Below are 22,322 nucleotides of genomic sequence, written 5' to 3'. Positions count from 1 at the left end.
CAAGCAGTTGAGCGAATGATCATCGACAAAGGGGGGCTTCATGCAGATCGATCGGAGGACGCTGCTTGCGGGTGGGCTGGCCAGCCTTGTCGCGGCACCGGCATTGGCGCAGCGCCGCGCGGCGGGCGGCGGCTGGTACGACCGCGCCATCATCATCGACGCGCTCGGCGGCCTTGGCGACCCCTACGGGCCTGAGGATCAGCTGAGGCTCAGCGACCGCGCCTGGGCAGAAACGGTCGGGACTGGCGTGACGGTCGTTCGCGATACGGTCATGCCTGTCGGCAACGTCGCCGATCCTTGGGGCGACTATCAAAAGGACATCGCCACCAAGCACAATATCATCTGGGCGAACCCGGACCGCGTGCTGCTGGTGCGGACCGCCGCCGACATCCTCAAGGCCAAGCGCGAGAAGAAGTTCGCCGTCGTGATCGGGACCCAGGACACGTCGATGGTAGGCGGCGATCTCGATCGGCTGACGCAGATGAAGAAGGACGGCGTGATGACCGTCCAGCTGACCTACAATAACGGCAATCTGGCGGGAGATGGGTCGCTGGAGCCGCGAAACGTCGGGATCACCAAGCTAGGCAAGGCAACGATCGAGAAGATCGAGTCGGAAAAGCTGCTGCTCGATCTCAGTCACGGTGGTGCGCGGACGATGGCCGAGGCGACGGCTTTCGCGAAGCGGCCGCTGGTGATCAGCCACACGGGATCGCGTGCGCTCACCGATCATCCCCGCAATACGTGCGACGAGACCATGAAAGCCGTCGCAGATAAGGGGGGCGTCGTCGGCGTCTATTTCATGCCGTTCCTCAAACTCGACAGCCACCCCCACGCGGAGGACGTGATCGCCCATGTCGAGCATATGGCGAAGGTCGTCGGCGAGGATCACATCGGCATCGGCACCGACAATGGCGTACTTCCGACGACGCTCGACGAAGCGACCAAGGCCAAGCTCAAGGAATGGCAGCTGAAGCGCATTCAGCAGGGCATTGCCGCACCGGGCGAGGCCGTGGGCGTCTATCCAATGGTCGAGGATTACAACAGCGTCGATCGTTACCGTCGCTTTGCCGCCGACCTGCAGAAGCGCGGCTGGAGCGAAGCGCGACTGGAGAAGCTGATGGGCGGCAATTTCCTGCGCGTCTATCGCGACGCCTGGGGCGGCTGATCAGTCGGAATGCTGGACGTCGGGGCCAAAGATCTCGACCCAATAGTGACGCCGCCGCTCCCACACCGAAAAGTCCGGCGTGGTAAAATACGGATCGTCGAACGCGCCTAGAGGCACTGCCACGACGTCCAGGAAGTTCCCGCCGGAATAATGAACGGTCGATCCGCAGTCGGGGCAGAAGTGATAGGTTGTCTGCTGCCCGCTCTCCGCCGTGCGCGTCCAGCTGGAGGAGCGTCCCTCGAATGTCACGCATTCCGCGGGCCAGCGTCCCTGCGCGGAGAAGACGCTCCCGGTCCGCTTCTGGCAGGCAAGGCAGTGGCAGACCGAGACCCGCCCGGGATCGCCCTCCGTCGTCACCTGCAATTGCCCGCAGCGGCACGAGGCAGTGCGCGTGGTCATTTCGCCGCTCTTTTTAACGCCAGCCGCACCAGGGCGTCCAGCGACGCATCGGGGCCAAGGTCATCCTGCGCGGCGTTGACGGCCGCAATTGCTTCCGCCGGCTTGAAGCCGAGGTTGGCAAGCGCGGAGAGTGCGTCTGCGGCAGCACCCGCTCTGGGGACAGGGCCACCAGGGGCGAGGCCCGGCACGCCGAGCTTGCCCTGCAATTCATTGGCGATTCGTGCGGCGAGCTTTGGCCCAACCCCGTTGGCTCGGCCGATCATGGCCTTGTCGCCCTGGCTGACCGCGCGGGCGAGATCGTCGGGCGACAGGACTGAGAGGATCGCCAGTGCTAGGCGCCCGCCGACGCCCTGAACCGAAGTCAGCGAGCGGAAGCTGTCGCGCTCCGCCTGCGATCCGAAACCGAACAGGGTCCACGCATCCTCACGAACCTGAAGCTCGGTCAGCAGCAGCACCTCGCCGCCGACCGGCCCAATCACGTCGAGCGTTCGTGCGCTGAGGTGGACGAGGTAGCCGACACCGCCGACGTCGATGACGGCGCTATCGCTGCTGGTTTCGGCGAGAAGTCCGGAGAGGCGCGCAATCATCGGGCATGGCTTAAGCCATGCGGCGGCGGCTCGCCAAGTGATGTGCATGCGTGATGGCGACGGCGAGCGCATCGGCGGCGTCCGGGCCGGCGATCTTCACGCCGGGCAGAAGCCGCGTAACCATCGCATGCACCTGCGCTTTTTCAGCGCCGCCGGTGCCGACCACGGCCTTCTTGACCAGCGCGGGGGAATATTCGCCGACGTCGATCCCCGCACGCGCCGCGCACATCAGGACGACGCCTCGCGCCTGGCCGAGCTTGAGCGTCGATTGTGGGTTCTTGTTGACGAACACTTCCTCGACCGCCGCCCCGGCGGGTTGGTTGTCCGTGATCAGCGCTTCAAGCTGATCCGCGAGCGCGGAAAGCCGGCGCGGCAACGCCGCCGCCGTGTCCGTCTTGATCTGGCCGTTGCCGATATGCGTCAGGCGATTGCCCTCGGCTTCGATCAGCCCCCAGCCGGTCGTGCCGAGGCCGGGATCGAGCCCGAGAATTCTCAGCCGAGCTTCTCCAGCTCGTCCTCGGGCACGTCGTAATTGCCCCACACGGTCTGGACGTCATCGTCATCCTCAAGCGCGTCGATGAGTTTCATCAACTGCGCCGCCTCGTCGCCGCGCACCTCGACCTCGGTGGTCGGCTTCCACGCCAGCTTGGCGCCTTCGCCTTCGCCGAGCAGCGGTTCGAGCGCTTTGGCGACCTCGTGGAGGTTCTCGACGCTGGTCCAGATGCGGTGTCCGCCCTCGTCCGACTGAACGTCGTCGGCACCGGCCTCGATCGCCGCTTCGAGCACCTTCTCGTCGTCGCCCGCACTCGCGGAATATTCGATCAGACCGAGCCGCTCGAACCCGTGGCTGACGCTGCCGCCCGTGCCGAGGTTGCCGCCGTTCTTGGAGAAAGCGGTGCGCACATTGGTGGCAGTGCGATTACGGTTGTCGGTCAGCGCCTCGACGATGATCGCCACGCCGCCGGGACCGAAGCCTTCGTACCGGATCTCTTCGTAATTCTCGACGTCGTTGCCGGATGCCTTGTCGATCGACCGCTGGATATTGTCCTTCGGCATCGATTGCGCGCGGGCGGCGATGACTGCGGCGCGAAGGCGCGCATTCGCTTCCGGGTCGGGCAAGCCCATTTTCGCCGCGACGGTGATTTCGCGGCTGAGCTTGGAGAAGAGGGAGGAGCGCTTCTTATCCTGCGCGCCCTTCCGGTACATGATGTTCTTATATTTGGAATGGCCGGCCATGGCTGTTCCTTACTCCAGGCCCAGCGCCTGGCGATAGGTCTCGAGAAGCGCATCGGCTTCCTGCCGGGCGTGGGTTTCCATCTTCCGCAGACGAACGATCGCACGCATCGTCTTGGTGTCGTAACCGTTCGACTTCGCTTCGGCGTAGACGTCCTTCACGTCGTCCGCGATGCCCTTCTTTTCCTCTTCGAGACGCTCGATGCGCTCGATGAACAGCCGCAACTGATCGGCCGCGACGGTGCCGTCCGCCATGCTCAAGTCTCCAGTGATTTGATTTGTCGCGCGGGCTCTAGCGGGTTGAACCGTCATGGCAAGCGGCTATGGGCTTGGCGCTCCGAACCCCGAGGAGAAATGGTGACCGAAACCCTCGCCCCGCGCGCACGCAAAGTGAAGATCCTGGCAACCCTCGGGCCCGCGTCGAGCGATGCGAAGACCATCCGCCGGCTTTACCTCGCCGGCGCCGACGCCTTCCGGATCAACATGAGTCACGGGGACCAGAAGGCGAAGACCAAGCTGGTCGAGCATATCCGCGCGCTCGAAAAGGAATTCCGCCGCCCTTCGACGATCCTGTTCGACCTGCAGGGGCCAAAGCTTCGCGTCGGCCAATTCGAAGGCGGCCGGGCGGTATTCGAGAAGGGCAGCCGCTTCATTTTCGACCAGGACGACAGGCCGGGGGACAACGGCCGCGTCCTCCTTCCGCACCCGGAGCTGTTCGCGGCGGTGAAGCCGGGCACGAATATCCTGATCGACGACGGCAAAATCCGTCTCAACGTCGTCAAGGTCGGCGACGGTCAGATTGTCTGCGAAGTGAAGGTCGGCGGCGCCGTTTCGGACAACAAGGGCGTGAACGTTCCCGACGTGCTGGTGCCAATCCCCGCGCTGACGGACAAGGACCGTGACGACCTCCAGTTCGCGCTCGACCAGCGCGCTGACTGGATTGCGCTGTCGTTCGTGCAGCGGCCCGAGGACGTCGCCGAAGCGCGGTCGCTTATCGGCGACCGGGCGGCGCTCCTCGCGAAGATCGAGAAGCCCGCGGCAATCGATCGCCTCAACGACATCGTTGCCCTGGCCGACGCGGTGATGGTCGCCCGCGGCGACCTTGGCGTCGAGCTTCCGCCCGAGGCGGTGCCGCCACTGCAGAACCGGATCGTCGCCTGCGCGCGCCAGTTCGGCAAGCCGGTGGTCGTCGCGACGCAGATGCTCGAATCGATGATTACCTCGCCGACGCCCACGCGCGCCGAGGTTAGCGACGTTGCCACTGCGATCTACGACGGCGCCGATGCAGTGATGCTGTCGGCGGAAAGCGCCGCCGGCCAATATCCGTGCGAAGCAGTCCAGATGATGGACCGCATCGCCAACACGGTGGAGCGCGATCCGAGCTACCAGGCGCGCGTCCACTTTACGCAGACGCGGCTTGAGCCGACGACGGCCGACGCGCTGGCCGGATCGGCTCGTCAGATTGCCGGCACCATCGAGGCAACGGCGATGGTTTGCTATACCAGCTCCGGCTCGACCGCCCGGCGCATTGCGCGCGAGCGCCCGCCGGTTCCGCTGCTGGCGATGAGCGCGTCGCTTCATACCTCGCGCCGCCTCGGCCTGCTTTGGGGCGTCCACGCGGTTCACACGCGCGACGTCTCAAGCTTCGAGGAGATGGTCGAAAAGGCCAAGCGCATGGCGCTACGCCACCAGATCGCGAAGGGCGGCGAACGCGTCATCGTCATGGCCGGCATTCCGTTTCAGAAGGCGGGATCGACCAACGTGTTGCACGTGGTCAGGCTGATCGGCGACGAGCTCGACCGCTATCACGGCACCGGGGATTCAGCCGAGCAATAGGTCCGGGATTTCGTCCGCGATCTCGCGGGCGAGGAAGCCAATGGGGCCGACCTTGCCGGCGAGCCGCACGCCCGCTTCGCCGTGCAGCCAGACAGCCCACAGCAGGGCGTTGAGCGGTGCTGCGCCGCGCGCCAGCAGGCCCCCGACGATCCCAGCGAGCACGTCGCCACTGCCCGAGACGCCAAGGCCCGGCGCGCCGCCTCCATATCGCCACGCGTGGCCGTCCGGAGTCACGACATGGCTGACGGTGCCCTTGACCAAGACGATGGAGCGATAGCGTCCGGCCGCGCGGAGGCCACAGCCGATCGGATCCTCTTCAATCAGTTGCTCGGCGCAGTCGAGCAGCGATGCCAGCTCGCCGGCGTGCGGGAGCAGGATGGGCAGGCTCGGCCGATTGCTCTCTGGCGGCACCAAGCTGTGGAGCAAAGCGGCATCAAGGGCGAGAGCGGCATCAGCCGCAAGCAGGGCTTCTGCGATCTTGCAGCAGGTGGGGCCGGTCGACATGCCCGGCCCCGCAACGACGCAGTCGGCATCGGCGGCTTGCTTGGCAATATCGTCGACGGTTGTCGTCGCGAAGCCTCCTTCGCCGTCCTCGGGAAGGCCGACCACCATCGCTTCCGGCATGGCCACACCGAGCGCGACCGCCACGCTTTCCACCGTCGAAATCTTTAGCTTGCCCGCGCCAGCTCGCATCGCAGCGGTTGCCGCCAGAAGCGCCGCGCCGGGCACTTCACGGCTGCTGGCGAGGATGAGAATGCGGCCCTTGGTTTCCTTGTCGCCATCGACGATCGGCGGAAGCGGATGCTGATCGAGCGCGCGCCGATCGAGCGCCGTGACTTCGCTCACCGCGTCCCCGCCATGGCGTCCGGCGCAGAGGTCTTCGGCGCGCCGTCCGCTTCCAGCGGAACGCCGTAATTCCAGCGGCTCAAAGCCGGGATGCACATGCCGTGCGGGTCCGGATCGAAATCATATTCGGCGATGCCGCAGTTCAGGATCTCGGCCTGCTTGTCGATGCTGAGGATCTGTCCCTCGTCGAGTTCCTCGAGAATGTAGCGGAAGCACAGGACCACAACCTGGTGGCAGACGATCATCACCCGCTTGTTGCAGTAGTGAAGGTTGATCGTGTTGAGCATCGAGCGAAGGCGCAGGATCACGTCCGCCCAGCTCTCGCCGCCCGGCGGCCGGTGGTAGAATTTGCCGAGGCGCTTGCGGTGCGCTGCCTCCTCCGGAAAGCGCTCGCGGATGCCGAGCGTGGTGAGCCGGTCGAAGATGCCAAACTCGCGTTCGCGCAGGCGCTCGTCGATGATCGTGCGGGCCGGGCCACCGGCCAGCGCGCCCTGCTTGCAGATGATCTCGGCGGTCTGCTTGGCGCGGATGTAGGGCGAGGCGAGGATGATCTCGGGCCGCTCGCCCAGCGGCAGCGACGCGAACCAGCGGCCTGCCGCCTCCGCCTGCTTCAGGCCGAGGCCGGACAGCGGCACGTCCACGTCGCGCATGTCGATGTCGATCTCGTGCGATCCTGCCTCGTGGGCAAGGTCGCGGGCGACATTGCCCTGGCTCTGTCCATGCCGGACCAGCCACAGCCGCTCGGGCCAATTCTGGGGCACCAGCAAATCCTCCTCGGAAAGCAGAAAGCATTTCGCCCGCGATAGTGCCCAACATGGGAATAGGGTATTTGCGGCTTCGGGTTCAGGAGAGGCGCAAAGTGGCCGTCGTAAACGGAAATGGCTCCATTCCGGCCGTCGCGCATTGTTGGCGCGCATGAGCAGGACCGCAGCCCCTCGTTTCGCCAGCTTTTTCCAGGCTGGTTTCGAATGTTCGTCGCATCGGCGGCGCGACGGCGTGCGCCTCGACCTCATTCGCGCCACCGGCCACGACAAGCATGTGCTGCGCGATTACCGGCTGTGCAAGGACCTTGGGTTCGACACCATCCGCGACGGCTTGCGCTGGTACCTCATCGAAAAGTCGCCGGGCAAATACGACTGGTCGAGCTGGCTGCCGGCGCTGGAGGCGGCGGAGCATGTCGAGCTTCAGGTCATCTGGGACCTGCTCCATTACGGTTCCCCCGACCACATCGACCAGGGCGCGAGCGACTTCGCCGATCGGTTTGCCGAATTCGCGGTCGCGGCGCTCGAGGTCAGGCAGTCCGTTACCGGCCAGGCTCCGGTTGTCTGCCCGGTCAACGAGATCAATTTCATGTCCTGGGCGATCGAGGTCGGCTACTTCCCAAGTTCGGCCCCGCAAGAGACAGGCTGGTTCAAGCGCCATCTGGTGAAGGCCGCGATCGGTGCTGCGCGTAACATTCGCGCGCAATGGCCCGACGCGACGATCGTCTGGGCCGAGCCGCTAATTCACATCGCGCCGCGCAGCCAACGCCGCGCCGACGTTCGCGCGGCCGAGGCCGAACGGCTGGGTCAGTTCGAAGCCTATGACTGGATCACGGGGAAGTCCGCGCCCGAGCTGGGCGGCGATCCTTCCTTCGCCGACGCGCTCGGGCTGAACTTCTATCCGCACAACCAATGGTATTATGAAGGTTCGACCATCCCGGTTGGACACCACGAGCATCGGCCGCTTTCGGACATGCTGGTGGAAGTTGCCGAACGCTACGGCAAGCCGATCTTCCTGTCGGAAACGGGCGCCGAGGGATCGGGCCGCCCGTCCTGGCTTCACTATGTGTGCAACGAGGTCAGTAACGCGCTTCAGCGCGGCGCCCAGGTCGAGGGCGTCTGCTGGTATCCGATCACGGCCTATCCGGGCTGGGACAATTCACGCCACGCCGAAGCCGGGCTTCTGTCGACCATCACTGCCGAGGGCAGCCGCAACGTCGACGAGCCGCTCTACGAAGAGATGCAGCGACAGCGCGCGCGCTTCGCAGGAGACCCGCCGCGCTCGAAATCGGCGGCCAAGGCCGCGCGCTAGACCGACGGCGCCGGCCGCGGCGCAGCCGACGGCGTGCCGACATGCGGCCAGCCGTGCTTCCACTCGATCTGGTCCATCAACAGGATTCGGCGGCTGTTGATCTCGTCTTCCTGATGCTGACGGGGACGGTTTACGTCGATCGCGTGATAGACGATCCAGACGTCGCCGGCCTTGTCGGTCACGATCGTGTTGTGCCCGGGCGCCAGCCAGCGCTCGCATTTGAAGAGCATCAGGCTATGCGGCACCCCGCGCGCCTCCTCGAGCGTCTGGAACGGTCCGGTTGCGCTCTTCGATCGCGCGACCATCACGCCATATTCGGCATCGGGCCCGCAGCAATTGTCGCCCGAGTAGAAGAGATAATAGTAACCGTCGTGGAGGATCACCCAGGCGGCTTCGACCAGCCGCGGAAACGAGCCGTTCTCGCCGTTGGGCCAGATGAGGTCGGTGGGGCTGCTCTCCGGTTTGAACGACAGCCGATCCTCGGCAAGCTCCTGCACCTTGATCGGCTGAAAGCCGGATCCCCAGTAGAGCAGCTTCTTGCCTGTCGCCGGGTCGTCGAAAGCCATCGGATCGATATATTCGAAGCCGGCGCCGAGCAGCAGCGGCATGCCCATGTCGACGAAGGGTCCGGCCGGCGACTGGGATGTTGCGACCGCGAGCGCGTGACCCCGCACGGGATCCGCGCAAAAGTCCGGGGTCGCCGAATAATACATGTAATAGGTCGAGCCATCGCGGATCACGCTCGGCGCCCAGAAATCCTGGGTCGTGCTCGCCCAATCGGGCTTCACCGGAAGCGCGTCGCCAAGATGCTCCCAATTCACGAGGTCCGCCGACCGCGCGAGCTGGATGTTGATCCAGTCTTCCCCGCGCAGCGTCTGGGTCGCGTAGGCATAATAATAGCCATCGGGCGCGTGGATGATCGCGGGATCGGGGAAGTCCCAGTCGAGGATCGGGTTTGTATAGGTGCGCGCGAGCAGTTCTGACTGCGCGGTCTTGTTCGGCGATGTCGGCATTGCCCCGGCCATATTGCCGGGCGCGGCTTAGCGGAAGCGCAAACTCATGCGCTTCCGCTAATCCTTGTCATTCAGCGGCGACTGCGGCCGGCTCTGACTGAGAAGTGTGCCTCTCGTCCATGCGGCGGAAGGTCGCCAGCGCTTGGCCGACGATCTGGTCCATATTGTAATAACGGTAGGTTGCGAGACGCCCGACGAACGTCACGCCATCGGTCGAATCGGCAAGCGCTTCGTACCGCTTGAAGAGTTCCTGATTTTCCGGCCGCGGAATCGGATAATAGGGATCGCCCTCGGCCGACGGATATTCATAGGTGATCGTCGTCACCGGCGCTTCCTGGCCCGTCAGATGCTTGTACTCGCTGATGCGCGTGTAAGGCACCTGCTCGTCCGGATAGTTCACCACCGCGACCGGCTGGAATTGTTCCTGTTCGAGCGTCTGGTGGTCGAACTTCAGGCTCCGGTACGGCAGTTTGCCGAAGCGGAAATCGAAATATTCGTCGATCGGGCCGGTGTAGATCAGGTGATCCGCGATCTCGAACGCGCGATCCTTCAGCTCGGCGAAGTCGACGCCGGTACGAACGTCGATCAGCGGATTGTCGAGCATCCGCTCGAACATCTTGGTGTAGCCTTCGAGCGGCATCGCCTGGAACGTGTCGCCGAAATAGCGATCGTCGGTATTGGTCCGCGTCGGGATGCGCGAGGTGACCTGCTTGTCGAGCTCGCTCGGATCGAGGCCCCATTGCTTGCGCGTGTAGCCGCGGAAAAACAGCTCGTAGAGTTCCTGCCCGACGGCGTTGATGACGACATCCTCGGATGTCTTGATTTCGTCCACCGGTTCGGCGCGCGACGCGAGATAGTCGGCCGCTTCCTCGTCCGTCTTGAGGTCTAGATCGAACAGCTCGTTCAGCGTCGTGCGGTTGATCGGGATCGGCACCATCTTGTCGCGCACGATGGCGCGGACGCGATGCTCGTACGGACGCCACTCTGTGAACTGCGACAGATAATCGACGACCTGGTCGCTGTTCGTGTGGAAAATGTGCGGGCCGTATTTGTGGTAGAGGATGCCCGCCTCGTTGGGCTCGTCATAGGCGTTGCCGCCGACATGATTGCGCCGGTCGATCACGAGGACGCGCGCGCCATGCTGGCTGGCCAGACGCTCGGCAATGACGGAGCCGGCAAAGCCGGCCCCGACCACCAGATAATCGTAGCGCTGCTCGAGGGGGCTCTCACCCCCGAAGAGGCCGCTCATTCCGCCGCCACCAACATCGCCGGCGACGTAGAACCCGTGCGAATGCCGAGCAGGTCGTGGATCAGGCCCGCCATGCGCGCCTGAGTCGTGTCCCAACTCGTAGCCGATAACATCAGGTCGGCCTCGGCCAGCCATCCGCCCTCGGGGTTCTTCGACAGTTCGAGTGCATGATCGCAGGCCGCGACGAACTCTTCCGCGGTCGAGGCAATGCCGACGCCTTGGAGATGACTGTAATGGCGCACGACGTCCTTGATCGGGGTCGAAACCACCGGTTTTCCGCCTGCGAGATATTCAGGCGTCTTGGTCGGAGAAATGAACTGCGTCGATTCGTTCATCGCGAACGGCATCAGCGCCACGTCCCAGCCCGAAAGGTAAGCCGGAAGCTGATCGTAGGTCTTGCCGCCGAGGTAGTGAATGTTCGGCCGGCGCGGCAGGTCTTCCTCCGCGATCTTTACGACTGGGCCGACCATGACGAACGACCAGTTTGGACGCATCTCAGCGGCCTTGGCCAGCAACTCCGTGTCGAAGCGCTCGTCGATCACGCCGTAGAAGCCGAGGCGCGGACGCGGCAGGTCTTCCTGGTCGGCGGGGTCGAATTGGCGCGCACGGGCCTTGGCGAAATGCGCGCGATCGACCGACGACGGGAAGCAGTGAATGTTGTCGTGGCGATCCTTCTTCGCTTCGTAGAGGCTCGAACCGCCGGTGAAGACGACATCGGCCTTGTCGATCAACTCTTGCTCGAGCTCGAGCAGGTGGACCGGGGCAAACTTGAACTTGCTGAGCTCATCCATCGCGTCGAACACGACGACGTCCGCGTCGAGATGCCGCGAGAACGGCAGCATCATCGGCGTGTAATACCAGGTGATCAGCGGGCCGCGGAGCGACGCGACATGGGCGTCGAGAAGGCGCGACAAGGTGGCTTCGCGCGCGTCGTCCGGCATGCCCTGCGGCAGGTGCGGGACGACGACGCGGACGCCCGGCGCGTTCTTCGCCTCGCGGACCTGCAGAAACGCGGTCTCGCCGGAAGCGATATCGACGGGTTCTTCCCAGTAAATGACATCCATGTCGCGCGCGAAGCGGCTCATGATGTGCTGCGGACGTTGGAAAACGAAATCCCACCGCAAGTGCGAAAAGCAAAGCAAAGTTGCGGGCCCGGGTTCAGGCGCCGAGTGCTCGCCCTCAAACTCCACTGGCACTCCAACGCGAGTTAACATTTTCCTTAAACCTCCGATACGTGGAACTCTACAGTAGAACGGGACGACTCGCGTTACGGTTCCGCAATCCTGACCTGAGTTAACCGAAAATCATGCATGCTGCACTGCAACATAAGCCAGTCCGCCCGATTGACCCGACGAAGCTCGCGTGGAAGGAGCCGACACCCAAGGAGATAGGTGCTTGGCAACGACGATTGAAGAGCTTGAACGGCGCCGCGAGGCGGCTCGAATGGGCGGCGGCGAGAAGCGCATCGCAGCCCAACACGCCAAAGGTCGGCTGACCGCTCGCGAGCGGCTCTCCGTTTTGCTCGATCCGGGCTCATTCGAAGAATACGACATGTTCGTCGAGCATAATTGCATCGATTTCGGCATGGACAATACGCAGTTCCCCGGAGACGGCGTGGTCACCGGTTCGGGCACCATCAACGGTCGCCTCGTCTACGTCTTCGCGCAGGACTTCACCGTCTTTGGCGGTAGCTTGAGCGAACGCCACGCGCAGAAGATCTGCAAGATCATGGACATGGCGCTGAAGGTCGGCGCGCCGGTGATCGGTCTCAACGACTCAGGCGGCGCCCGCATCCAGGAAGGTGTCGCCAGTCTTGGCGGCTATGCCGAGGTGTTCCAGCGCAACGTGCTCGCTAGCGGCGTCATCCCGCAGATCAGCCTGATCATGGGCCCCTGCGCGGGCGGCGCAGTCTATTCGCCGGCGATGACCGACTTCATCTTCATGGTGAAGGACAGCTCCTACATGTTCGTCACAGGCCCCGACGTCGTGAAGACCGTCACCAACGAGGTCGTGACGCAGGAGGAGCTCGGCGGTGCGGTTACTCATACGACCAGGTCAGGTGTCGCCGACGTCGCGTTCGAAAACGACATCGACGCGCTTCTAGCCACCCGCGAGTTCTTCGACTTTCTTCCGCTCAGCAACCGCCACGACGATCCCGAACGTCCGTGCGAAGACCCGGCCGACCGCATCGAGGACAGCCTCGACACGTTGATCCCGCCCAGCGCCGCGACGCCATATGACATGCACGAGCTGATCCGGAAGGTCGCCGACGAAGGCGACTTCTTCGAGCTTCAGCCGAAGCACGCCGCCAACATCATCATTGGCTTCATCCGCATCGAAGGGCGCACAGTCGGCGTCGTCGCCAACCAGCCGATGGTGCTTGCCGGCGTGCTCGACATCGCCAGCTCGAAGAAGGCCGCGCGCTTCGTCCGCTTCTGCGACGCCTTCGACATCCCGATCCTGACCTTCGTCGACGTGCCCGGTTTCCTCCCCGGCGTCGCGCAGGAACATAACGGGATCATCAAGAACGGCGCCAAGCTACTGTTCGCTTATGCCGAGGCGACGGTGCCGAAGATCACCGTCATCACGCGCAAGGCCTATGGCGGCGCCTATGACGTCATGGCGTCGAAGCACCTGCGCGGCGACCTCAACTACGCCTGGCCGACTGCCGAAATCGCGGTGATGGGCGCCAAGGGCGCGGTCGAGATCATCTTCCGACAAGACGCGAAGGACGCGGAGACGATTGCCAAGCGCACCGCCGAATATGAAGAGCGCTTCGCCAACCCCTTCGTTGCCGCGAGCAAGGGCTTCATCGACGAGGTGATCATGCCCCACTCCACGCGGCGGCGTGTGGCGCTGGGCCTACGCAAGCTGAGGAACAAGCAGCTCGAGAATCCGTGGAAGAAGCACGACAACATTCCGCTGTGAGCACGGAACTCGACGCGATGAAGCGGCTCCTGTGGGAACACTGGGATCCGATCGGAGTCAAAAGATTTGGTCCTGATGACGAATACGACAGTTACGCTTTAAGAATCTTCGTGATGTTGAATGAGGGGAAGCGGGCGACTGACATCGCCGAATATCTCCGCTGGGCGGCCCTCGAAACCATGGGATTGAGCGATGCAGGCGATTGCGTCGCTATCGCGCAAACGGTCGTGAAAATTCACGAGGGACATCCATGAGCACTTACACCGCAACGATCCGCTGGACACGCACGGGCGACGGCGACTTCGCCAAGGGCCAGTACAGCCGTGCCCACCAATGGTCGTTCGACGGCGGCCTGACCGTCCCGGCAAGCCCGAGCCCGCACATCGTCCCCGCGCCTTGGAACGATCCAGCCGGCGTCGATCCCGAGGAGGCCTTCGTGGCCTCGCTCTCGTCCTGCCACATGCTGTTCTTCGTCGACTTCGCGCGGCGCGCCGGTTTCGTCCTCGACAGCTATATCGATGAGGCGGAAGGCGTGCTCGACAAGCGCGCCGACGGCAGGATGGCGATGACTCGCGTTACCCTCCGCCCGCGCCTGACTTGGAGCGGAGAGGCCCCCGACGACGCCGCCATCGCCGACCTCCACCACCGCGCCCACGAAGCCTGCTTCATCGCCAATTCGGTCAACACGGAAGCGACCGTGGAGGCATGATCGCCCTTGGTGCTGTCCTACAGCGCCGGTCTTTGCCAAACTGCGTACAGGACCAAAGGGCCAGCAGTTAAATTCACGGGAAAAGCGCCGCTCACCATGACTTTAGTGACCTTAAGCATTGCCACGCTTGCATCGCTTGCATCGCTTGTGTGCGTGGAGGGAGATTGAAGATGAAACTCGGCCGTCTCAACCACGTCGCCGTCGCCACGCCCTCGATCGAGCAGAGTCTCGAACTCTATCGCACCATGTTCGGCGCCGAGCCCCACGGCGAACCTTTCGACCTCCCGGCGCAAGGCGTCCGCGTCTGCTTCGTCGACACGCCCAACAGCCAGATCGAGCTGATCGAGCCGCTTGGCGAGGCATCGCCCATCGTGAAGTTCCTCCAAAAGAACCCGCTAGGCGGCCAGCACCATGTCTGCTTCGAAGTCCCCGACATCCACGCCGCCAAGGCCGAATTCGAAGCCAAAGGCGCCCGCGTCCTAGGTGAACCCCGCATCGGCGCGCACGGCACTTTGGTGTTCTTCGTCCACCCCAAAGACATGGGCGGCGTCCTAACCGAGATCATGGAGACGCCCCGCCACTGACGGCGGTCTATTCAAACTCAACGATTACCTGATCGACGGCGACGCTATCGCCGGCCTTAGCGGGGGTTGCCTTGACCGTGGCGGCCTTGGGAGCGCGGAGGATGTTCTCCATCTTCATCGCTTCCATGACCGCGACGGGCTGGCCGGGTTCGACCTTGTCGCCGACCGCGACGTCGAGCTTGGTGAGGAGCCCCGGCATCGGCGCGAGGAGCAGGCGCGACAGGTCGGGTGCCGGCTTTTCGATCATGTGTTTCGACAGGTCGGCGACGTGGGGCGGAACGACCTGCACCTTGTGGCTGGCGCCGCGGGTCTGGAGCTCCCAGTCGCGGCCGGCGCGACGGACATGGACGATGCGTTCGCGGCCGTCGACGCGGACGGTCAGCAGGCGCTGGCCGGGCGTCCAGCGGCCGACGATGTCGATCGGTCCATCGTCGTCGAGCACCGCGAGCGTGCCACCCTTGTACGGCTTGATGCGGACCTTGTGCTCCGCGTCCTTGCCGACCCTCACGATGCGCTCGCACGGAAGGTGAATTGCGCCGCTGAGCTGGTCGCTGATCTCTGCGGCGCGCTCGTCGGTGATGACCGCTACCATGCCGGCGATCACGGCGAGGTCGGCGATCAGCTGGTCATCCGCCGGCGCGCCTTCGAAGCCGTCCGGATATTCCTCGGCGATAAAGCCGGTGGTGATGTTGCCCTCGCGGTAACGCGGGTGCTGCATGAGCGCGGAGAGGAAATCGACATTGTCGCTGATGCCGTCGATCACGAACTGGTCCAGCGCGCCGACCTGTGCGTCGATCGCCGCGATCCGTGTCGGCGCCCAGGTTACCAGCTTTGCGATCATCGGGTCGTAGAACATGCTGACCTCGCCGCCGTCGGCGACGCCGTCGTCTACCCGGATCACCTCATCCGGCTCGCGCTTCGTCTTCGACGGCCAGTATCGGATGAGGCGGCCGGTACTGGGCAGGAAGTGCCGGTACGGATCCTCGGCATAGACGCGCGTCTCGACGGCCCAGCCGTTGAGCTTCACGTCGTCCTGACCGAACGCCAGCTTTTCGCCCGCCGCAACGCGGATCATCTGCTCGACGAGGTCGAGGCCCGTCACTTCCTCGGTCACCGGGTGCTCGACCTGCAGCCGGGTGTTCATCTCGAGGAAGTAGAAGCTCTCGCCGGTTGGGTCGGCGCCGGAGACGATCAGCTCGACGGTGCCAGCCGAATAATATCCGACGGCGCGCGCCAGCGCGACGGCCTGCTCGCCCATCGCCTTGCGCATTTTCGCCGTCACGAACGGCGATGGCGATTCCTCGACCACCTTCTGGTGGCGGCGCTGGATCGAACATTCGCGCTCGCCGAGGTAAAGGATGTTGCCGTGCTGGTCGCCGAGCACCTGGATCTCGATGTGGCGCGGCTGCTCGATGAACTTTTCGATAAAGACGCGGTCGTCACCGAAGCTGTTGAGGCCTTCGCGCTTCACGCTGTCGAAGCCCTCGCGCACATCCTTCTCAGACCAGGCGAGCCGCATGCCCTTGCCTCCGCCGCCGGCCGAAGCCTTCATCATCACCGGGAAGCCGATGTCGGAAGCGATTTTCACCGCTTCGTCGGTGGTTGCGATGTCGCCGAGATAGCCGGGTACGACGTTCACCCCGGCGTCGCGCGCCAGCTTCTTGGATTCGATCTTGTCGCCCATCGCTGCGATTGCATTGGGCGGCGGGCCGATGAAGGCGATGCCGGCTTCTTCGAGCGCCTTGGCGAAGGTCGTACGCTCCGACAGGAAGCCGTAGCCAGGGTGAACGGCCTCGGCACCGGTCGCCTTGCAGGCGTCGATGATCAGCTCGGCCTTGAGGTAGGATTCGGACGCTGGCGGCGGGCCCAACCGTACCGCCTCGTCAGCCATCTTCACATGCGGCGCGCGCGCGTCGGCGTCGGAATAAACAGCGACCGTCTTGATGCCCATGCGCTTCGCCGTGCGAATGACGCGGCAGGCGATTTCCCCGCGGTTAGCGATCAGGATTTTCTTGAACATGTACCTATTCCGAACTGGGGGGACGCCTCACGGCCAAGTATGCGAGCGCCATCGTAGCAATGAGAAATAGCAGAGAGACAATACCGAGAAAGCGACCGAAAGGAGCAAAGCACTCGGCGGCTAGATTACCAAGAACATGACAACGGGACGCTTCACGGTCGGCCAAGGGTATGAAGACGAGGCCATAGCAACTCCACGAAATCAGCAGAGCGACCAGCACCGAAAGGCGTCGTTTCACTCCGCAGCCTCATCTAGCGGCGGGCGGTTGTGTCCAAGCAGACGCAGTACCTCGTCGGCGGCATCGGCAAGATTAGTGCCAGGGCCGAAGATGGCCTGCACGCCGGCGGCGCGGAGCGCGGCATAATCCTGCGGCGGGATGACGCCTCCGGCGACCACCTTGATGTCGGCGCGTCCCATGTCCTTCAGTGCTGCGATCATCTCCGGGATGAGCGTGCGGTGGCCTGCAGCGAGCGAGCTTGCGCCGACCACGTCGACATTATGTTCGATCGCCATTTGCGCGGTCTCGCGCGGTGTTTGGAACAAAGGACCTGGGACGACATCGAACCCGAGGTCGGCGAAAGCTGAGGAAACCAGGTTCGCGCCGCGGTCGTGCCCGTCCTGGCCCATCTTCGCGACCATGATGCGTGGGCGTCGGCCGAGACGCTCGGCGACCGACTGTGTGCCTTCCTCGGCGGCCTTCCAGCGGCTATCGCGGCGCGCCTTGCCATAGATGCCGCGCACCGGCTCGGGCTTGGTACCGTAGCGGCCAAAGGCGCGCTCCAAGGCATCCGAAATTTCGCCGAGCGTGCAGCGAACGCGCGCCGCTTCGACGCTGAGGCGAAGCAGATTGTCGTCACCGCGGGCACCGCGCTCCAGCGCATCAAGCGCCGCACAAACGTTTGCTTCGTCGCGGGCCGCGCGCACCTTCTCGATCCGCGCGATCTGAGAGGCGCGCACCTTGGCGTTGTCGACTTCGAGAATGTCGTGTTCAGCTTCCTCGGGAAGCCGATAGCGGTTCACGCCGACGATCACCGTTTCGCCGGTATCGACCTTCGCCCCACGTGCCGCGGCGGCTTCCTCGATCCGGTGCTTGGGCAAGCCATCCGCGACCGCCTTGGTCATCCCGCCGTGGGCCTCGACCTCCTCGATTAATGCCCAGGCCTTTTCCTCCAACTCGCGGGTCAGTTTCTCGACGTAGAAGCTGCCGCCGAGCGGGTCGGCGACGGCGGTGACGCCGCTCTCCTCGGCAAGGATAAGTTGCGTGTTGCGGGCGATGCGCGCGCTGAAATCCGTCGGCAGCGCGATTGCTTCGTCGAAGCTGTTTGTGTGCAGCGACTGGGTGCCGCCGAGCACCGCCGCAAGCGCTTCGATCGTCGTGCGGATGATATTGTTGTACGGGTCCTGCTCGGTCAGGCTGACGCCCGACGTCTGGCAGTGGGTGCGCAGGCGCTTGGACTCATCCTTCTTTGCGCCGAGCTGGGTCATGATCCGGTGCCATAAGGTTCGCCCGGCGCGGAGCTTCGCCACTTCCATGAACAGGTTCATGCCGATGCCCCAGAAGAAGCTGAGGCGGCCCGCGAAGTCGTCGATGTCGAGGCCGTCGGCTTGCGCCGCGCGGACATATTCCATGCCGTCGGCCAACGTGTAGGCGAGTTCCTGGACCGCCGTCGCTCCGGCCTCGTGCATGTGATAGCCGCTGATCGATATCGAGTTGAACTTCGGCATCTCCGCCGCGCAGAAGCCGATGATATCGGACACGATCCGCATTGAAGGTTCGGGCGGATAAATATAGGTGTTCCGGACCGCGAACTCTTTCAGGATGTCGTTCTGGATCGTGCCGGTGAGCTTGTCGTGCGGAACGCCCTGTTCCTCACCCGCGACGATGAAGAAGGCCATGACCGGAAGCACCGCGCCGTTCATCGTCATGCTGACCGACATTTCGCCGAGCGGAATGCCGTCGAACAAAAGCTTCATGTCCTCGACGGTGTCGATTGCCACGCCCGCCATGCCGACGTCGCCGGCCACACGCGGATTGTCGCTGTCGTAACCGCGGTGGGTCGCGAGGTCGAAGGCGACGCTCAGGCCCTTCTGTCCGGCAGCGAGATTGCGCCGGTAGAAAGAATTGGATTCTTCGGCGGTCGAGAAGCCGGCGTATTGGCGGATGGTCCAGGGGCGGCCCGCATACATCGTCGCATATGGGCCACGAGTGAACGGTGCGAGGCCGGGGTAGCCGCTGTTTATGGCGTCATCGGCATCGTAAACGGTGTCGAGGCGGATGCCTTCGACGGTCTCGCGAGTAAGGTCCTTACCGCGGGACTCTTTGTCAGCGATCGCTCGCCAGTCTGATTTCGACAGCTTTTCAGTCACGCGAGGTCACTAGCGCCGCGCAGGTGTCGTGCCAATGGAATCAACCCTTGGCGCGATGCGGATCACCGGCGTCCGCCAGTTCCCTATTAGCGGTTGCGCAGCTCGCCGCGGCGAAGCTTGCCGGTGGCGGTCTTGGGTAGCGCGTCGACGAACTCGATCTCGCGCGGATATTTATAGGGCGCGATCTGGGTCTTGACGTGGGTTTGAAGCTCGGCCGCCAGGTCGTCCGACACTTTCACATCGGGCGCCGGTACGACAAACGCTTTCACTTTCTGGCCCCGCTCCGGGCAGGACACGCCGACCACGGCGCACTCCGCAACGGCGGGGTGCGAAAGCAGCGCATTTTCCACTTCCGGCGCGCCGATATTGTAGCCTGAGCTGACGATCATGTCGTCGCTGCGGGCGAGATACCAGAAATAGCCGTCGGCATCGCGGCGGTAGGTGTCGCCGGTCACGTTCCAACCGTTCTCGACGTAATCGAGCTGGCGTTCGTCATCGAGGTAGCGGCAGCCGGTCGGGCCCTTGATCGCGAGACGGCCGATGCCTTCGGCGACCTCGACGCTGTCGCCGTCGAGGATGGTCGCGGTGTAGCCGGGAACCGCCCTGCCAGTTGAGCCGGGGCGGATGTCGGCGCCGGCTGCTGACACGAAGATATGCATCATCTCGGTCGAGCCGATGCCATCGGTGATGGCGACGCCTGTGCGGCTCTTCCACGCCTGCCACGTCGCTTCCGGAAGATGCTCTCCCGCGGAGATACAATAACGCAGCGTTTTCAGCGCAGCGTCTAGGTTCGGCTGCGACAGCATCGCCTTGTAGGCGGTCGGCGCCGTGCCGAGGTGCGTCACGCCGTGCTTCACGATTGCATCGAGCATCGACGAGGGCGTCGCCTGTTCGACCGTTGCCGCGGCGGCTCCGAAGCGTAGCGGGAATATCAAGGCGATCCCGAGCCCGAACGTGAAGGCCATCGGCGCGCTGGTCATGAAGATGTCGCCGGGCTTGGGGCCGACGAGATGCTTCGCGAACGTGTCGCAGGGCGCGAGGATGTCGCGGTGGAACTGGACGCAGCCCTTGGGGACGCCGGTGGTGCCGCTGGTGAACGCGATCAGCGCGGGCTCGTCGCGGCCAGTGTCGACCGGCGGCAATGGCTGTAGCGCGGCCGTGCGCGTCTCGAGTTCGCCGCGGCCATAGTCGCCGTCATATTTGATGATGTGCTTGACCGAATGCGTCTGCTCGACCGCCTGGCGGAAGTCGCCGATGTAGCGGCTGTCGACGATGGCGTGACTGACCTCAGCGAGTTCGATGACCGTCGCGATCTCGCCGGGGCGGAGAAGTGGCATGGTGGCGACGACGATGGCGCCGGCCTTGAGCGCGCCGAGCCAGGCGGCGGACATCGTATAGCTGTTCGGGCCGCGAAGGAGGACACGGTTGCCCGGCACGAGGCCATGTTCGTCGACGAGGAGGCGCGCAATCCGCCCGCTGAAATCATCGAGGTCGGCGTAGGTCCAGCGGCCATGGTCGTTGAGGATGGCGATCGCGTCGGGCGAACCGCCTTTGAGCAGTTCGACCGCCGCATTCAGGCGTTCGGGATATTCAAGCTCGGGCAGGTCGAAGCGGAATTCCGGTAGCCGGTCGGCCGGCGGCAGACGGTCTTCGACGAAGCGATCCTTCATTCTGGAATGACCGCTGTCGCCTCGATCTCAACCTTCGCGAGAGGTTCGACGAGCCGCACGACCTCGACCAGCGCCATCGCTGGATAGTGCGGGCCGATGATCTCTTTCCACGCTGCGCCGATGTCCTTCAGCGAGGCAAGATATTCGTCGATCGAGGTAACGTAGCAGGTTAGCCGGGCGATATTCCTTGGCGTCGCGCCGTCGCAAGCGAGGATGGCGACGATGTTGCGCAGCGTCTGTGCGAACTGGCCGGCAAGGCTGGTCTCGGCGAACTCTTCCTGCTCGTTCCAGCCGACGACCCCGGCGGTCATCACGACGCGCCCACGCGCGGCCATGGCATTGGAATATCCCTTGGGTCGCGGCCAGCCGGGCGGGCAGAGCGGCTTCATGGCAGGGCTTCCTTGAGCAGGTCGCGGGCAATGATCTGCCGCTGCACCTCGCTTGCGCCCTCGTAGATGCGGAGTGCGCGGATGTCTCGGTAGAGTTCCTCGACCTTCACGCCGCGCGTGACCCCGGCACCGCCGTGCATTTGCACAGCCATGTCGACGACCTGGCTCCCGGCTTCGGTTGCGTGAAGCTTGGCCATGGCGGCGGCGCGGCGGTTGTCGGTCCCGCCGACGTCCTGCTGCCAGGCGGCACGGTAAATGAGCAGCGCCGAGGCGTCGTTGAGCATTGCCATGTCGGCGAGCTTGGCTTGAGTTACCGCATTGTCGGCGAGGGTGCCGCTGCCGAGGCGGCGTACCTTTGCCCAGCCCAGCGCTTCGTCCAGGGCGCGGCGCGCGAAGCCCAGGCCTGCCGCGCCGACGGTGACGCGGAACAGGTTCAGCGTCTCCATCGAAATGCGGAAACCTTCGCCCGGTTCGCCGATGATGGCGTCGGCAGGAATGCGCACATTGTCGTAGGTGAGGCGCGCTAGGGGATGCGGCGCGATGACGTCGATGCGTTCGGCAACCTGCACCGCCTCGGCGGGCACGATGAAGGCCGAGAGCCCACGCGAGCCCTCGCCTTCGCCGGTGCGGGCAAAGGTGACGTAGAAGTCGGCGATGCCACCGTTGGAAATGTAGGTCTTCTCACCGACAAGGACCCATTCGTTGCCGTCGCGCAGGGCGGACGTCGCGATGTTGGCCGCATCCGATCCGCAGGTTGGCTCCGTCATTGCGAAGGCGGCAACGGCCCGGCCGCTTGCGACCTTTGGAAGCCATTCGCGCTTCTGTTCGATCGTTCCGAACAAAGAAATCGCACCAGAGCCGAGGCCCTGCATCGCAAAGGCGAAGTCGGCCAGCCCGCTGTGGTAGGCCAGTGTTTCGCGCGCGATCGCGAGGCTCCGCACGTCGGGTCGGCGCTCCCCATCGGCAACGCAAAGCTTGAGGAAGCCGCCCCTCGCAAGCCATTCCACCAGAGAGCGGCAACCTTCGTCTAGATCTGCGGCCTCCGCCGGCATCTCCGCGCACCAGTTCTGCAGTGCATCCGCGAGCTCGCGGTGCCGAGGCTCGAAAAAGGGCCAGGAGAGGAATGTGCGATCAGCCATGCCGAATCTCGCGATCTCCAGCGCGAATGTTCCCAATGTTCGCAGTGACGAAGAGGATTTCGCGCGCTCCCCCCGGCGATTCAGCGCGAACCGGCCGGACGTTGAAGGCGGCGAC

At 64.3% G+C, this 22,322-nt stretch carries 22 protein-coding genes; 7 read left to right on the top strand and 15 right to left on the bottom strand.

Annotated features, from left to right (window positions below; translation table 11 throughout):
- Positions 1 to 40 precede the first annotated feature (40 nt).
- A complete protein-coding gene (locus ABD704_RS08105; RefSeq protein WP_344699170.1) occupies positions 41 to 1,165 on the top strand; it encodes a dipeptidase in 1,125 nt (374 codons plus the stop codon).
- Here the strand turns inward: ABD704_RS08105 and ABD704_RS08100 are convergent, their stop codons facing one another.
- Genes ABD704_RS08100 through ABD704_RS08080 form a run of 5 tightly spaced genes read right to left on the bottom strand, consistent with a single transcriptional unit; the run spans position 1,166 to position 3,639 of the window.
- A complete protein-coding gene (locus ABD704_RS08100) occupies positions 1,166 to 1,564 on the bottom strand; it encodes a GFA family protein (protein WP_344699169.1) in 399 nt (132 codons plus the stop codon).
- The gene (gene ruvA, locus ABD704_RS08095; protein ID WP_344699168.1) at positions 1,561 to 2,151 is read right to left on the bottom strand and encodes a Holliday junction branch migration protein RuvA; all 591 of its coding nucleotides are present in this window, start codon (positions 2,149 to 2,151) and stop codon (positions 1,561 to 1,563) included. The genes ABD704_RS08100 and ruvA overlap by 4 nt, the downstream gene beginning before the upstream one ends.
- Positions 2,152 to 2,161: 10 nt before the next feature.
- Positions 2,162 to 2,647, bottom strand: coding sequence for a crossover junction endodeoxyribonuclease RuvC (ruvC, locus tag ABD704_RS08090; RefSeq protein ID WP_344700515.1), 486 nt, complete (start codon positions 2,645 to 2,647; stop codon positions 2,162 to 2,164).
- Entirely contained in the window at positions 2,644 to 3,387 is a 744-nt protein-coding gene (locus ABD704_RS08085) for a YebC/PmpR family DNA-binding transcriptional regulator (protein WP_344699167.1), read from the bottom strand. The genes ruvC and ABD704_RS08085 overlap by 4 nt, the downstream gene beginning before the upstream one ends.
- Before the next feature lie 9 nt (positions 3,388 to 3,396).
- The gene (locus ABD704_RS08080; RefSeq protein WP_344699166.1) at positions 3,397 to 3,639 is read right to left on the bottom strand and encodes a DUF2312 domain-containing protein; all 243 of its coding nucleotides are present in this window, start codon (positions 3,637 to 3,639) and stop codon (positions 3,397 to 3,399) included.
- A gap of 102 nt (positions 3,640 to 3,741) precedes the next feature.
- On the opposite strand from ABD704_RS08080, the gene pyk reads away from it, so the two are divergent.
- Entirely contained in the window at positions 3,742 to 5,220 is a 1,479-nt protein-coding gene (gene pyk, locus ABD704_RS08075; RefSeq protein WP_344699165.1) for a pyruvate kinase, read from the top strand.
- Here the strand turns inward: pyk and ABD704_RS08070 are convergent.
- Positions 5,206 to 6,066: an NAD(P)H-hydrate dehydratase gene (locus ABD704_RS08070; RefSeq protein WP_344699164.1), complete on the bottom strand. Its 861-nt coding sequence runs from the start codon at positions 6,064 to 6,066 to the stop codon at positions 5,206 to 5,208. The two genes, pyk and ABD704_RS08070, sit on opposite strands and share 15 nt — an antisense overlap.
- Complete coding sequence (locus ABD704_RS08065) at positions 6,063 to 6,827, bottom strand: histidine phosphatase family protein (RefSeq protein ID WP_344699163.1); 765 nt, start codon at positions 6,825 to 6,827, stop codon at positions 6,063 to 6,065. Before ABD704_RS08065 ends, ABD704_RS08070 begins: the two co-directional genes overlap by 4 nt.
- A 154-nt stretch (positions 6,828 to 6,981) precedes the next feature.
- On the opposite strand from ABD704_RS08065, the gene ABD704_RS08060 reads away from it, so the two are divergent.
- Positions 6,982 to 8,139, top strand: a complete 1,158-nt coding sequence (locus ABD704_RS08060; protein ID WP_344699162.1) for a glycoside hydrolase family 1 protein — start codon at positions 6,982 to 6,984, stop codon at positions 8,137 to 8,139.
- Here the strand turns inward: ABD704_RS08060 and ABD704_RS08055 are convergent.
- The 3 genes from ABD704_RS08055 to ABD704_RS08045 are packed head-to-tail and all read right to left on the bottom strand — an operon-like array spanning position 8,136 to position 11,486.
- Positions 8,136 to 9,164 (bottom strand): glycoside hydrolase family 43 protein, encoded by a 1,029-nt coding sequence (locus tag ABD704_RS08055; protein ID WP_344699161.1) that lies wholly within the window; start codon positions 9,162 to 9,164, stop codon positions 8,136 to 8,138. The two genes, ABD704_RS08060 and ABD704_RS08055, sit on opposite strands and share 4 nt — an antisense overlap.
- Before the next feature lie 55 nt (positions 9,165 to 9,219).
- Positions 9,220 to 10,401, bottom strand: a complete 1,182-nt coding sequence (gene glf, locus ABD704_RS08050) for a UDP-galactopyranose mutase (protein ID WP_344699160.1) — start codon at positions 10,399 to 10,401, stop codon at positions 9,220 to 9,222.
- Positions 10,398 to 11,486: a glycosyltransferase gene (locus ABD704_RS08045; protein ID WP_344699159.1), complete on the bottom strand. Its 1,089-nt coding sequence runs from the start codon at positions 11,484 to 11,486 to the stop codon at positions 10,398 to 10,400. The genes glf and ABD704_RS08045 overlap by 4 nt, the downstream gene beginning before the upstream one ends.
- Positions 11,487 to 11,844: 358 nt before the next feature.
- Here ABD704_RS08045 and ABD704_RS08040 point away from each other — a divergent pair, with 358 nt between their 5' ends.
- From ABD704_RS08040 to mce, 4 genes are all read left to right on the top strand, one after another.
- Complete coding sequence (locus ABD704_RS08040; protein ID WP_425565456.1) at positions 11,845 to 13,329, top strand: acyl-CoA carboxylase subunit beta; 1,485 nt, start codon at positions 11,845 to 11,847, stop codon at positions 13,327 to 13,329.
- Positions 13,326 to 13,583: a hypothetical protein gene (locus ABD704_RS08035; protein WP_344699157.1), complete on the top strand. Its 258-nt coding sequence runs from the start codon at positions 13,326 to 13,328 to the stop codon at positions 13,581 to 13,583. Before ABD704_RS08040 ends, ABD704_RS08035 begins: the two co-directional genes overlap by 4 nt.
- Complete coding sequence (locus tag ABD704_RS08030; RefSeq protein WP_344699156.1) at positions 13,580 to 14,038, top strand: OsmC family protein; 459 nt, start codon at positions 13,580 to 13,582, stop codon at positions 14,036 to 14,038. The genes ABD704_RS08035 and ABD704_RS08030 overlap by 4 nt, the downstream gene beginning before the upstream one ends.
- 170 nt (positions 14,039 to 14,208) lie before the next feature.
- On the top strand, positions 14,209 to 14,622 hold the full coding sequence (gene mce / locus ABD704_RS08025) for a methylmalonyl-CoA epimerase (protein ID WP_344699155.1): 414 nt from the start codon (positions 14,209 to 14,211) through the stop codon (positions 14,620 to 14,622).
- 7 nt (positions 14,623 to 14,629) lie between these two features.
- Here the strand turns inward: mce and ABD704_RS08020 are convergent, their stop codons facing one another.
- The 5 genes from ABD704_RS08020 to ABD704_RS08000 all read right to left on the bottom strand — a co-directional run bounded on the left by ABD704_RS08020 (position 14,630) and on the right by ABD704_RS08000 (position 22,207).
- Entirely contained in the window at positions 14,630 to 16,642 is a 2,013-nt protein-coding gene (locus tag ABD704_RS08020; protein ID WP_344699154.1) for an ATP-binding protein, read from the bottom strand.
- A 234-nt stretch (positions 16,643 to 16,876) separates the two neighbouring features.
- Positions 16,877 to 19,009: a methylmalonyl-CoA mutase gene (scpA, locus tag ABD704_RS08015; RefSeq protein ID WP_344699153.1), complete on the bottom strand. Its 2,133-nt coding sequence runs from the start codon at positions 19,007 to 19,009 to the stop codon at positions 16,877 to 16,879.
- A gap of 86 nt (positions 19,010 to 19,095) precedes the next feature.
- Positions 19,096 to 20,679 carry an AMP-binding protein gene (locus tag ABD704_RS08010; RefSeq protein ID WP_344699152.1) on the bottom strand — a complete coding sequence of 528 codons (1,584 nt, stop codon included), beginning with the start codon at positions 20,677 to 20,679 and terminating at the stop codon, positions 19,096 to 19,098.
- The gene (locus tag ABD704_RS08005) at positions 20,676 to 21,068 is read right to left on the bottom strand and encodes a RidA family protein (protein ID WP_344699151.1); all 393 of its coding nucleotides are present in this window, start codon (positions 21,066 to 21,068) and stop codon (positions 20,676 to 20,678) included. Before ABD704_RS08005 ends, ABD704_RS08010 begins: the two co-directional genes overlap by 4 nt.
- The gene (locus tag ABD704_RS08000; RefSeq protein ID WP_344699150.1) at positions 21,065 to 22,207 is read right to left on the bottom strand and encodes an acyl-CoA dehydrogenase family protein; all 1,143 of its coding nucleotides are present in this window, start codon (positions 22,205 to 22,207) and stop codon (positions 21,065 to 21,067) included. Before ABD704_RS08000 ends, ABD704_RS08005 begins: the two co-directional genes overlap by 4 nt.
- Between the last annotated feature and the right edge of the window lie 115 nt (positions 22,208 to 22,322).

Source organism: Sphingomonas limnosediminicola (assembly GCF_039537965.1).
Taxonomy (GTDB): Bacteria; Pseudomonadota; Alphaproteobacteria; order Sphingomonadales; family Sphingomonadaceae; genus Sphingomicrobium; species Sphingomicrobium limnosediminicola.
The sequence above is the reverse complement of the archived record's forward strand: the minus strand, read 5'-3'. Positions and strand labels throughout refer to the sequence as shown.